Here is a 13,218-nt window from a genome sequence, read left to right as displayed (position 1 = left end):
AAACAATGGCACTTATTTTAGCCTTTTTAGTACTAATTTCAACAACAGGAATTAGTATGAATATGATGTTGTGCAACTGTACAGGGCAACAATATCTAGCCATGTTAGCCTCTAAACTTGACTTAGAATGTTGCAAAATTAAAGCTGCAAAACAAGCAAAAAAGAGTTGTTGCGCTACCCCTAGCCCCCAAGCACACACAACTTCTACTTGCCATAAGAAATCGCCTTTTCTAGCGAATAAGGATTGTTGTTCACCTATTTTTAAATATTCCAAAGCAAATATTAATCTAAATCTGAGTCATGATTTAGAGTTGCCAACCGTTGGCGATCCTTTGCCATGGGTCTATTTTTCCCCACCTGTTTATTATAGCGCACCAATTGTTCTTCCACAAATAATTGCCGTTCATAATAATTTAAATAAAGCTCCTCCTAGATACAGTAGCTCTATACAGAATTGGTTTCAAATATATCGTTGTTAGAATCATAGAACAATCCTTTTATTACCTATAAGGCAAACAAGCTTTATAGGAGAGATTTGTTTTTTATCGTTAAAATTTAACAACACAATGAAATATTTATTCTTATATATTGCATTATTTTTGTCTGTACAAAGTATTGCTCAAGATCAACCATTAACCTTCTCAGGAATGGTTGTTAATAAAGCCGATGAACCTTTAATTGGCGCAACAGTCAACTGGCAAGACACTACTATTGGAGCCATTACGGATATTGATGGCTGGTTTACCATTCCTCGCTTAGACACCATTCATCCTTATTTTTTAGAAATCAATTATGTTGGGTATGAAACCGTTCAGGTTGAAATATTGCCCCAAGAAGATCGTCTGAAATTAATTGTAGAAGAAAATACAACCTTAGATGATATTGTTGTCGAAACCAAAAAGCGTAGCAGCTTCACTTCTACCCTAGATCCACTTAATGTTGAAAATATTGGAACAGGTGAGCTTCGTAGAGCTGCTTGTTGTAATTTATCTGAAAGTTTTGAAAATAATGCTACAGTAAACATTAACTTTTCAGATGCGGTTACAGGAGCAAAGGAAATAGAAATGCTAGGACTTAGAGGGACCTATACCCAAATGTTAATCGAAAATCGCCCTACCTTCAATCGCTTAGGTCGTGCTTTTGGTTTGGAATATATCCCAGGTACGTTTATTGAAGCAATCCAAATTTCCAAAGGTGCTAGTTCGGTCAAAAAAGGCGTGCAGGGCATTACAGGGCAAATTAACACCGAATTGATTAAGCCTTATAAAGCTCCGCTTCTATTTTTAAATTTATTTGCCAATTATACAGGAAGAATCGAACTTAATGCCCAATTCAATTACCGTTTGACAAAAAACTGGAGTACGGGTTTGCTAATGCATGGTAATTATTATGGTACAGAGATAGATTATAACAAAGATTCATTTTTAGACATTCCCAAAAAGCAACAGGTCAATATTATTTCTCGCTGGGTATACAAACCCAAATCATTGCATTTTGAGTTAAATGTTCAAGGCATTTTGGACAATAGAAGTGGGGGGCAAACCCTTAGCAGTTTCCAAAATGTTTTTGGACAACCTGCTAGTCGTTTATATCAAGTCAATAGCGAAATTCGAAGAATTAGTGCATTTGGTAAATTAGGTTATTTTGGATTTAGCAACCCCAATCAAAGCATTGCAATTGTTTATGATGCTAATATCCACCAACACAACTCTTTTTTTGGGGACAAACAATATACAGGATTGCAAAAACGCTTTTATACCAATTTTGTTTTTCAAACTAACTTAGGGAATAAAGCACATAATCTGAGTACTGGGCTAGCTTATGATTTAGTAGATTTTAAAGAACAATTTGTAGACATTAACAATGATCGAACAGAGCATCTAGCAGCCGTCTATGCAGAGTATGATTTTACCAAAAAAATCAATGAAGAACAAGGAAGTGCTTTTGGCTTGATCCTAGGTCTCCGTACAGATTTAATCCATACTTCTCAATTCACAAATGCTTATCTAGCTCCTAGATTAAATCTCAAGTACAATTTTACAGAAGACATGGTTATTCGTGCTTCTGGCGGACGTGGTGTGCGTACAGCCAATCTTTTTATAGAAAATCTAAAGTATATGCCTAATTATAAAGCATTTACGGTTTTGGAAACTATTCTACCTGAAGTAGCATGGAATTATGGGGTTAATTTTGCATGGAATTTTAAGTTAAGCCCGAAACATGAAGGGAGTTTAAATATTGATGTTTATAGAACAGATTTTGAAAATCAATTGGTAGCGGATTTAGATTCTGATCCTACCTATACTAAAATTCAGTTTTATAATCTAAAGGGACAATCTTTTGCCAATAGCATTTTAGTTTCTTACAGCCAAGATATTGTAAAAGGTTTGGAAGCTAGAATTGCCTATAAATTTAATGATGTACGCATGACTTATGGCAGCATTTTACACGAAATGCCTTTGATGCCACAACATAGAGGACTCATTCACCTAAACTACACTACTCCCAAAAAAGAGTGGGAATTTAACATCACATTAAATATCATTGGTCCCCAGCGTATTCCGCACCTCCATCCTCCTTATGGCGACGATTTGCCTGCGTATCGCCTAGAGGAATATAGCCCTACTTATCTGCGCCTAAATGCCCATATTTCGAAGTTTTTCAAAGGAGGTTGGGAAATTTATATTGGAGGTGAAAACTTAACCAATTATACGCAAGAGCAGCCTATTTTAGGCTTTCAAGACCCATTCGGTACTTCTACGACCAACAACTATGCAAACTTTGATGCTTCTTCTATTTTTGCTCCTGTTTTTGGGGCGCAGGTCTATGCAGGTGTTAAATACACTTTTCAGGGAAAAGAACGTTTTGCCCCTGTAAGCTCTTGTTCTGCGACTTCTGCTATTTCAGAAACTCCTACCACAGAAAAAGCTTGGTTGCTAGAAGAACATCAACGCAGAATTATGATCAAAACATCGTCTCAGTGTGGGACTTGTGAGGGTATTATGCGCACTGCATTATCAAAAGCAGATGGAATTGAACAAGTAAACTTAGTGGTAGAAACCCAAATTTTGGAAGTAATTTATGATCCAACCAAAATACAAGTCGCTGCAATACGAACGCTTATTGCTGAATCAGGGTATGATGCAGATGATATTCCCGCCCGTTCAACTGTCTATCAAGCCTTGCCTGCTTGCTGCCAAAAAGGGAGTGGGCATAGAGATGGAAAGCCAAAATACACACTGACCACTATACGAATTAAAAGTTCTAACACCTGTAAAGGTTGTGCAAGAACAATTGAAAATGCTTTATATCCACTAAAAGGCGTTCAAAATGTCTTTGCTGATGCTAGCAATCAAAGCATTGAAGTACAATTTATACAAGAAAAAATTTCTGCACTAAAAATAAAGAAAACGATTGCCAAAGCAGGCTATGATGCCGATCACCTCAAAGCTAATAAAACCAATGCTACCAGTTGCGAAACAACCAGTAAGTAAGCGCTCCTAACTCAAATACAAAAGCCACATTCAAACAAATTGAATGTGGCTTTTTTTATTCTTGTTATATAAAAAACTTCTATTTTTATTTACAAACCTTTGGTTATACGATTTTTATACTTATCATTAAGCATTGATTATAAGATCATTCTATCAAAATAAGAATAATTTCCCCTAATTAACAGCATAGCATGGGGTAAAACAATCCAAGACAGATGAGTGATAGCCTAAAACAATTAAAAGCATTTTTAAGGAAAGCCAAAAAAGAAGCTAAACGCTATAAAAAGCTTTTTGAAGATGATGGGACAATTGATCCTGATGAGCAAAAGCAACTGGATGAAATTTTCAAAAAGATAGAAACAATAGAAAGGAAACTTGCTCAGGAAATTATTGGAAAAAGAAATAAACCTATTGAGAGTGGACAAATCTTTAGAATAAAAAAAGCAGTACTGCAACAATACAAAGAGGAGGCAGAACGATACCTGTATTACAATCATGGTATTCTCTTAAACTGGAATAGTGATGGCTCGCCCTCTCCTTCTATTGGGAATAAATATAGTTCTACAGAGGAAGGAATATGGTTTATTATCTACTCCAAAGAAATGGAGATGAACCATAAAATAGGAGGAGCAGAATTTAGTCGTGTCCTAAGGAGATATAGGGAATTGGAAGCCGCAATACGGCATGGAAACATCCAAGAAAATACAGCCAGTTCTCTTACCAATAGTAGTGATCTAGAACAACTAAAAAAGCTTAGAGAACTATTAGAAACCCCCAAAGGGGGATTAAATGATATTTATGACCACATTATTCGTGATCAAGAACTAAAGAATCATTATAAAAAGCAAATCGAAAGAATACGCAATGATTGGAAAGAAGATGGTAGAATGATACAGCTAGAACAAGAAGTAACAAAAAGATTGGAACAAGTGCTTGAGAGGGAACAAGATTCTCCTTGTATGGATGAGAACCCAGAGCCTCTACCAGAACATGCAGACAACAGTTCTTGGAATAATAGCCCATTACCTCTAGCTAAGCTTGGGAATGGAGATTGTGAAGCCGTTGAATTAAATGATATAGATCAAGGACAAACAGGCGATTGTTATTTACTTTCTTCTATGGGAGCATTGGCTAAAAGCAATCCTAACTTATTTGATGGGAAAAATGAGGATAGTATTGTCCAGAAAGAGGGGGACAATTATGTCGTGACCTTTTATCCTAGATTAAATAGAGCTTCAAAAGAAAGAACAAAGGTCAATATTACAGTAAGTCCTGAAGTGCTGACAGATAGGACTGGTCGTCCTTTATATCAGGGGCTGGCAGATGGCGAACTTTGGGCAGTTGTTGTAGAAAAGGCTTATGCTCAACTATTGGGAGGCTATGATAATATAGAAGGAGGAACGCCTACAGAAGCCCTAGCCACTCTAACGGGCAAAGAGGCTAAAACAATAGATCCTACATTTTATCAAAAGGAGGATTTGATGGCACGATTATTAGAAGCTTTAGACAAAAAGCAGCCTGTGATTTTTTCTTCTAGCGGCAAGGATGAAAATCCTATTCAAATTCCACTACCCAATACAACAGATGCTACTCAAATCTTATTTGAAGGACATGCCTACACCTTAGATAGGGTACAGAATGATTCTATTTTCTTGTACAATCCTCATGGGCAGCAGCATCTAGAAATCAGCCCTAGTCAGGTCAGAACGTATTTTAATCACCTTAGTATCCAAGAATAAATGAATCTAAAATTATTGTTTTTTATAACACTATTAGCTGGTTCTGTTTTTTGTCAAGCTCAAAAAAGAAAAAAAATAAAGTTGGAAGATGAAAAAATTGCCTTGCAGTTTTTTTTGGATAGTATTTACCCCTTTCGTCCGCTTATTAAGGATAAACAGTTGGTTTCTGAGGGAAAAATATGGCATGCTAGTTATTATGCTTTTGTCCATCTTATACCTAATTATAGAAAAATCAGGGAATTTTATCAAAAAGATGAAGATTCTGGCATCTACAGAAGCCCCATAAAAAGCAGACCCAAAGAATACCAAGGGGGAGTTAAAGGTAGATTTAGTCCTTGTAAATATGGGATAAAAAAAAGGACTTACAATTATTTTTCTAATAAACACGACTCGCTTATTGCTCGTCTAGATATGAGCTCCATGTATTATGATAGTACCAAACAGGAAAATCTTGTCAATATCAATATTATTAGAACATCTTTAAAAGATACAGGGCACTGGTATATAACATTTTGTTATGGCATAGTTATAAAGAATAAAAAAGTTAAATACTGGGCTATACGAGAAACCTACTAAAGAGAAAATAAATGAAGTCTTATGCTATTTTCTTGTACAATCCTCATGGGCAGCAGCATCTAGAAATCAGCCCTAGTCAGGTCAAAACGTATTTTAGTCACCTTAGCATCCAAGAATAAATGAATCTAAAACTATTGTTTTTTATAACACTATTAGCTGGTTCTGTTTTTTGTCAAGCTCAAAAAAGAAAAAAAATAAAGTTTGAAGATGAAAAAATTGCCCTCCAATTTTTTTTGGATAGTATTTACCCTTTTCGTCCGCTTATCAAGGATAAAGTACTGGTTTCTGAGGGAGACATCATAGAGTCTCCTTATAGAAACTTCTTTTATACTATTCCTTTTTATAGAGATATAATAGAGCTAACAAAATTGGAAGAAGAAGGAGTTATCAAAACACATTCCAAAGAAAGAAATGGAATGAGGATCTATCAGAGAAAAGGCAGATTTAGTCCTTCTAAATATGGGATAAAAAAAAGATCTGATCCTTGGTTTACCAACAGACGTGATTCTACTGTAGCTTTTTTAGAAATGAGCTCCATGTATTATGATAGTACAAAACAGGAAAACCTTGTCAATATTCTCATAACAAGAACCAATCTAAGAGAATCTCATCAATGGTACATTGTTTTTTGTTATGGCATAGTTATAAAGAATAAAAAAGTTAAATACTGGGCTATACGAGAAACCTATTAACTAAAGTAGGTCAAAACGTATTTTAGTCACCTTAGCATCCAAGAATAAATGAATCTAAAATTATTGATTTTTATAACACTATTAACTGGTTCTGTTTTTTGTCAAGCTCAAAAAAGAAAAAAAATAAAGTTGGAAGAGGAAAAAATTGCCTTGCAGTTTTTTTTGGATAGTATTTACCCTTTTCGTTCACTTATTAAGGGTAAAATACTGGTTTCTGAAGGAAAAATAATAGAAGCTTCTTATAGAGAATTCTTCTATGTCATTCCTTTTTATAGAGATATAATAGAGCTAACAAAATTGGAAGAAGAAGGGGGTATCAAAACACATTCTAAAGAAAGAAATGGAATGAGGATCTATCAGAGAAAAGGTCGATTTAATCCTTGCAAATATGGGATAAAAAAAAGGACTGATCTTTGGTTTACCAACAAACGTGATTCTACTGTGACTTTTTTGGAAATGAGCTCCATGTATTATGATAGTACCAAACAGGAAAATCTTGTAAATATTAATGTAACAAGAACAAATCTAAGAAAATCTCATCAATGGTACATTTATTTTAGTTATGTAGTAGTTGTAAGAAATGGAAAAATAAAGCACTGGGCTATAAGAGAAACCTACTAACTAAAGTAGGTCAAAACGTATTTTAGTCACTTTAGCATCCAAGAATAAATGAATCTAAAATTATTGATTTTTATAACACTATTAGCTGGTTCTATTTTTTGTCAAGCTCAAAAAAGAAAAAAAATAAAGTTGGAAGAGGAAAAAATTGCCTTGCAGTTTTTTTTGGATAGTATTTACCCCTTTCGTCCGCTTATTAAGGATAAACAATTGGTTTCTGAGGGAAAAATTGAGCAAGCAGCGTATTACCATTTTATTTATGTTATACCCAATTATAAAGAAATTAGAAAACTTTATCAAAAAGATGAAGATTCTGGTATATACAGAAGCCCCATAAAAAGCAGACCCAAAGAATATCAAGGTGGTGTTAAAGGTCGATTTCATCCTTGTAAATATGGGATAAAAAAGAGGACTTACAACTATTTTTCCAATAAACGTGACTCTATTATGGCTCGTTTAGATATTAGCTCCATGTATTATGATAGTACCAAACAAGAAAGTTTGGTAAATATTAACATCACAAGGACCAACTTAAGAAAATCCCATCAATGGTACATTTATTTTAGTTATGGAATAGTTATAAAGAATAAAAAAGTAAAATACTGGGCTATACAAGAAAACTACTAACTAAAGTAGGTCAAAACGTATTTTAGTCACCTTAGCATCCAAGAATAAATGAATCTAAAATTATTGATTTTTATAACACTATTAGCTGGTTCTATTTTTTGTCAAGCTCAAAAAAGAAAAAAAATAAAGTTGGAAGAGGAAAAAATTGCCTTGCAGTTTTTTTTGGATAGTATTTACCCTTTTCGTCCGCTTATTAAGGATAAACAATTGGTTTCTGAGGGAAAAATTGAGCAAGCAGCGTATTACCATTTTATTTATGTTATACCCAATTATAAAGAAATTAGAAAACTTTATCAAAAAGATGAAGATTCTGGTATATACAGAAGCCCCATAAAAAGCAGACCCAAAGAATATCAAGGTGGTGTTAAAGGTAGATTTAGCCCTTGTAAATATGGAATAAAAAAAAGGACTTATAACTATTTTTCCAATAAACACGACTCGCTTATTGCTCGTCTAGATATGAGCTCCATGTATTATGATAGTACCAAACAGGAAAATCTTGTCAATATCAATATTATTAGAACATCTTTAAAAGATACAGGGCACTGGTATATAACATTTTGTTATGGCATAGTTATAAAGAATAAAAAAGTTAAATACTGGGCTATACGAGAAATCAATTAGAATTTTCTCCAAATAAGTCCACTGCTTCAATTCAAAAACGACCTGATCTAGAAGTCTAAATATAAAAAAGCTGTCCAAAAATAAATTTCGGACAGCTTTTTTATTGTTTATAAACTAGTTTGTGGCTATTTACAGTTTGTAAATTGTGCTTCACTAAAATCTTGACATTTAGTAAATTTCACTCTTCTCATTACATACATGTTAGCTGCTTTTTTGTACTTCAAGTCAGTAAGCTTAACTTCTTGGTATAATTTGAAGTTCTTCTTAGTAGAATTTTGTACATAAACAACCAAATCTCCTACGTTTTCACAACCATAAATTGTGTATTCTTTTGGTCTTGTTTTGTTTTTGCGAGTTGCATTTTTAGCTTTATAAACCTCACCTGTAGTTTTGTTACCAACAAATACTACTGATTCTTTAAGCAAACGAACTTTTAAAATCCATTTCTCTTCTTTCTTAGGTTTGGTAGCATCTTTGTCCCAGTCTCCTACTTTGTAAACACCAGTTGATGGCACATCGTAAACAAGGTATTCGCAATTAACAGATCCCAAACAATCTGTAGGGCGTACTACATTGTCAGCATATTTAGCATATCCTTTAGCATGTCTGTCTCCAACCAAAACAATAGGTTCTTTTAGATCTTCTACAGAAGTTTTAGGAATATACAAACGAGTAGTTTTACCAGCAGGAGCAGCCTCAGATTTTACAATAATATTTTTTTTGTCTGCCATGTTGTGTCTGTTAGGGAACCAATCATCTGTAGTAATACCATACTCAAATTGCTCACAAACGTCTAAATCTTCTTCTTTGTTGTTATCGTCAATAACTGTAACACCATCTAGATTTGCGTAAGTACCTTCTTCAAACTCACAAATTGTTTTTTCTGCGCTATAACGAACATTAGCTGCTGTCAAATCAGGTCTACTAACTTCTGAAAAAGCACGTGGATTACAATCCTCTTCGCATTCTCTTTGCATAGCACAAGCACAAAAACCACTGTTCATCCAATCAAAATCATACGTTTTGCAATCTGCACCATCTGTCAATTGACATGGTTTCCCCGTATTTTTCCAAACAATTTGACCACCTTGATCTTGACCTTCATAGAAGGTATACCCATCTTTATGTTCATTCACTAATGGCAATTTGATTTTTACGGCTTTCTTTGCTGCCAATTCAGCTCCTTCAAAAGAAGCTTTGAAGAATACAATAGAGTTAAAGTATAACTTACGTCCTTCTGTATCATTGATAGAAATATTGTTAGCTTTTAGCGTTTTGCTATTGTTAAAATACTTCAATTCAAAGCTAGATTTTTTTGTTTTGGTAGGCTTATAAGTTCCTTTTTCGATGAATGCCTCTGCACAATCTTTTTTGATGAGTGTATCTCTGTCATCATCTTCTAAGTAAAACAAGACATGAACACGACGGTTAGGCTCTCTTTCATCATATTTTTGCTCTTTCTCACCATAAAAGAACAACTCTGTTTTTTCTTGGTAAGCATCTCCCAATGTTTTTACAAATTCAAAAGCTGCATTAGCACGTTTCTCTGAAAGTCCCATGTTATAATTATCAGATCCTAAATCGCAAGTGTGCCCTGCAACGCGAACTTTTAGTATTCTTTCTTTGTTTTTTTCAAAAGCTGCAGTAATAGCTTCTGTACTCTCATCCAACAAGTTAGCCTTGTCTAACTTAAAGAATACTTCCATACTGTCCATGATGGCTTCCTCTTGACCAAAAGAAAAGGTAGCGCAACAAAGCATTAGGAAACAGCCTAAAAATAACTTCTTCATTTTAACATTTTTTATTATTAGATAATTTGGTGGCGAATATAAGTGTATTAAACAGGGATTTCACTAAAAATGTAAGGGGGTTATAGTTGTAACGAATGTCACGTAATTGCAAAAGTATTGGTTGAGATTGACATATCCATAAAACTTGCGATTAATCTAAGCAAAAAATTAAGATTTTTGTTAGAAACAGGTACTTATTCTCCGTTTTCGTAAAAAAGTAATCCAAAAAAAAGCTAATGATCGAAATCATTAGCTTTTTTTATGCTGAATACCGCTATCAGAGATAGGTTAAATCCCCCATTTTAATAGCTTATTTTTAATTAGAAGTGATCTAGAATTTTAAATTTACATTTAAAGCAGGCATAATTGGAAGTTGGTTGATTCGCTTGTATTCTATACGATCAAAATAGAATATATTTTCTCTATTGTAAAGATTTGTGACACTCGCACCAAGCGTTAATTTCATGTGCTTAACTAGGTCAATTGTATACTTAATAGAAAAATCTAATCGATGATAAACAGGCAACCTTCCTTGATTGATTTCATCTTCATAAATAACGCCTAAAGTAGTGTTGGGATTTGTATTGTCGGTTAGATAGTTGGTGCTAATTCCTCCACTGAACGTTTGATTCGCATAGAATCCTTGAGTACGAGTAAAAGGAAAACCAGTTCCCAAGTTCCAACGTACTCCTATTTCAAAAGGATATTCTGTGCGTTTTTTGATTTTATCATCCTCTGATGCTGGCTTAATTTTTCCAATTCTAAACTTATACGAACCAACAAAATTGACATTGTGACGACGATCAAAATGCGCAAAAAATGTTTGTACTCCATCATCTCTAGTTACATATCCCAAAGAATAAGCCGTATAAAGATATAATTGATCTTTTTCAAAAGTAGCAGAAAAATCTACCCCATAAGCATGTCCTGTTTCTGCTAAGAAATTCTTACCGACATCAGATGCAGCTCTATTTCTATTCAAAGAAACAATCTGTGGGAAGAATTTATAATAAGGCTCCACATTCAAGGTAACATATTTGGTAATGTCTACTTCAAACCCTGCAATAGCATGAATAGAAGTTTGTAGACGACTCTTTGTTTTCGTATAGGTACGATCACCATTATCATTCACACTCAAACGATAAACCCCATCATCAGGAGCACCTAAGAAACCAACAAATAAATTTACAACATCTCGTTCGTCAACAGAAGAGATCAAGTTCTGAGAATACAAACCTCCCGCAGCTTTAAAACGCAAATAATCCGTAATGTTCCACTTGAGTCCCAAACGAGGTTCTACTGCTACCTCTCCCAAAGAAGCATAAGCTTGCATACGAATACTTGGCTCAATAACAACTGTTCCAAAACGCCCTTGGAAATGCGCAAAGATAGCTGCTTCAATATTGGTTTGAGGAGCGTCTTTATTTCCTTGTGTAACCGCTGTATTACTACCTGTAGAATATTCAAAAGAAGTTGTTAAACTGTTAATTTCTACACCAAAATTAATAACTCTTGATTTGGGCAAATAGTAACTCACATTCAAATTTCCATTAAAACTTCCAACATTACTATTGCGCACCTTAGCCAAGTTGCCCAACTCATTAAAATTGGCGCCATAAGTAGAATAAGCAATTGTGCCATTTAAAGCCAATTGTGCCCCACCTGGAACAATTCTAAAATCGACTCCTCCACCTCCTGCATTCCAATCATAAGCTGCCAAATCAGGATAATGAACTTCATCTGAATGATAAAAACCAAATACATTAATACGGCTACCATTCGCTAAATTAAACGAAATTTTAGCATGACCATCGGTAAAATTATAAGGTAAGGTTCCTGCTTCGTTCGCATAACTATACAACATAGGAGACGTTTGTCCTAAATAAGAGTGCTTAAGCGTTACCAAGAAAGAAATACTAGATCCATCGTCTTCACTCAATCGAGCAATTGGTCCTTCAAAAAGCCCCTTGGCTACAAAAGGGTTAACGTTAATCATCCCAGCAAAACGTGTTTTGTTTCCTTCACGTGTTTTGATGTCTACTACTGCGGAAGATCGACCACCATACTTGGCGCTAAAGCCTCCTGTGTATACGTCTGCACTACGAATAATATCGGTTTCAAAAACAGAGAAAAAGCCAATAGAGTGAAAGGCATTAAATAAGGTCATTCCATCTAGCAACACCCTATTTTGAACAGGAGCACCACCACGAATATATAATTGTCCTCCTTGATCTCCAGTAGAAACAATCCCTGGTATAACTTGTAAATATTGTGCAAAATCAGCTTCTCCACCCGCAGCAGGAATTCTATTAATTTCCTTGGGAGTTATACGAGTAACAGAGACCAATACATCATTTTGAGCTGCTGTTTTTTTTGCATCTACCTGTACAATATCAATTTCCGAAGAAGATTCTTCCATCAATATGTTTTGGTTAATCATCTTTCTTCCTATAGACAATTCCATTGAGATAGAGTCATACCCCAAAAACATAACTTTTAAAACATATTCCCCAACAGGTACACCAGAAATGTTGTAATCTCCATCAATGGTTGTGGCCGCTGCATGTTCTGTTCCTTCTAAGTATACTGTAGCCCCAATCATAGGATCACCAGTTGTTTTGTCAAAAACAGTCCCTCGGATACCACCTTTTTGAGCCATTGTGAACTGGCTCATCAATAGGAATGTTAGGATTAACAGCCCATTAAGATATAACTTCATTACCAAACATTTTTTTACTAGACGTTTACCAAAGAAATTGTAGTTGGGGATACAGCTTTTAGCATTGATCGTCTAATTTTATTTTAGAAATATTTTTTAGTACAACTGCAAATTATGCTATTTTGCTTACTTTAAGCGTGAAGTTATACTTTTTTAACCTTTATAGAAAAGATAAGCAACACTAAATTCTTAAAGCAATCCATCTTCACCTTTTTATGACATAAGTAACCAAGTAAATATCTTTGATCTGTATTTCAACTCAAAATACAATTGTAACGAATTTCATTTTGGGGCTTACCAAAGGTTTTCTTTGAAAAAACAAGTTATAAAACGATTCAA

10 protein-coding genes are annotated in these 13,218 nt (G+C 34.4%); 8 read left to right on the top strand and 2 right to left on the bottom strand.

Translation table 11 applies throughout. From position 1 onward, the window contains the following. Nucleotides 1-5: 5 nt before the first annotated feature. From AsAng_RS28190 to AsAng_RS28155, 8 genes are all read left to right on the top strand, one after another. Nucleotides 6-479, top strand: coding sequence for a hypothetical protein (locus AsAng_RS28190; protein WP_264790496.1), 474 nt, complete (start codon nucleotides 6-8; stop codon nucleotides 477-479). 87 nt (nucleotides 480-566) lie between these two features. Then, nucleotides 567-3,494: a TonB-dependent receptor domain-containing protein gene (locus tag AsAng_RS28185; RefSeq protein ID WP_264790495.1), complete on the top strand. Its 2,928-nt coding sequence runs from the start codon at nucleotides 567-569 to the stop codon at nucleotides 3,492-3,494. 215 nt (nucleotides 3,495-3,709) lie between these two features. Then, nucleotides 3,710-5,233: a C2 family cysteine protease gene (locus AsAng_RS28180; RefSeq protein WP_264790494.1), complete on the top strand. Its 1,524-nt coding sequence runs from the start codon at nucleotides 3,710-3,712 to the stop codon at nucleotides 5,231-5,233. Beyond that, complete coding sequence (locus tag AsAng_RS28175; protein WP_264790493.1) at nucleotides 5,234-5,809, top strand: hypothetical protein; 576 nt, start codon at nucleotides 5,234-5,236, stop codon at nucleotides 5,807-5,809. It abuts the gene before it with no gap. Nucleotides 5,810-5,928: 119 nt separating this feature from the next. Then, nucleotides 5,929-6,501, top strand: coding sequence for a hypothetical protein (locus AsAng_RS28170; RefSeq protein WP_264790492.1), 573 nt, complete (start codon nucleotides 5,929-5,931; stop codon nucleotides 6,499-6,501). Nucleotides 6,502-6,630: 129 nt separating this feature from the next. Beyond that, complete coding sequence (locus AsAng_RS28165; RefSeq protein ID WP_264790491.1) at nucleotides 6,631-7,122, top strand: hypothetical protein; 492 nt, start codon at nucleotides 6,631-6,633, stop codon at nucleotides 7,120-7,122. Between the two features lie 48 nt (nucleotides 7,123-7,170). Beyond that, nucleotides 7,171-7,746 carry a hypothetical protein gene (locus AsAng_RS28160; RefSeq protein WP_264790490.1) on the top strand — a complete coding sequence of 192 codons (576 nt, stop codon included), beginning with the start codon at nucleotides 7,171-7,173 and terminating at the stop codon, nucleotides 7,744-7,746. 48 nt (nucleotides 7,747-7,794) lie between these two features. Next, on the top strand, nucleotides 7,795-8,370 hold the full coding sequence (locus AsAng_RS28155) for a hypothetical protein (protein ID WP_264790489.1): 576 nt from the start codon (nucleotides 7,795-7,797) through the stop codon (nucleotides 8,368-8,370). A 125-nt stretch (nucleotides 8,371-8,495) separates the two neighbouring features. Here the strand turns inward: AsAng_RS28155 and AsAng_RS28150 are convergent, their stop codons facing one another. Together AsAng_RS28150 and AsAng_RS28145 are read right to left on the bottom strand one after the other, a co-directional pair. Beyond that, nucleotides 8,496-10,160, bottom strand: coding sequence for an OmpA family protein (locus tag AsAng_RS28150; protein WP_264790488.1), 1,665 nt, complete (start codon nucleotides 10,158-10,160; stop codon nucleotides 8,496-8,498). Nucleotides 10,161-10,491: 331 nt separating this feature from the next. Further along, nucleotides 10,492-12,879: a TonB-dependent receptor gene (locus AsAng_RS28145; protein ID WP_264790487.1), complete on the bottom strand. Its 2,388-nt coding sequence runs from the start codon at nucleotides 12,877-12,879 to the stop codon at nucleotides 10,492-10,494. Between the last annotated feature and the right edge of the window lie 339 nt (nucleotides 12,880-13,218).

Source organism: Aureispira anguillae (assembly GCF_026000115.1).
Taxonomy (GTDB): Bacteria; Bacteroidota; Bacteroidia; order Chitinophagales; family Saprospiraceae; genus Aureispira; species Aureispira anguillae.
The sequence above is the reverse complement of the archived record's forward strand: the minus strand, read 5'-3'. Positions and strand labels throughout refer to the sequence as shown.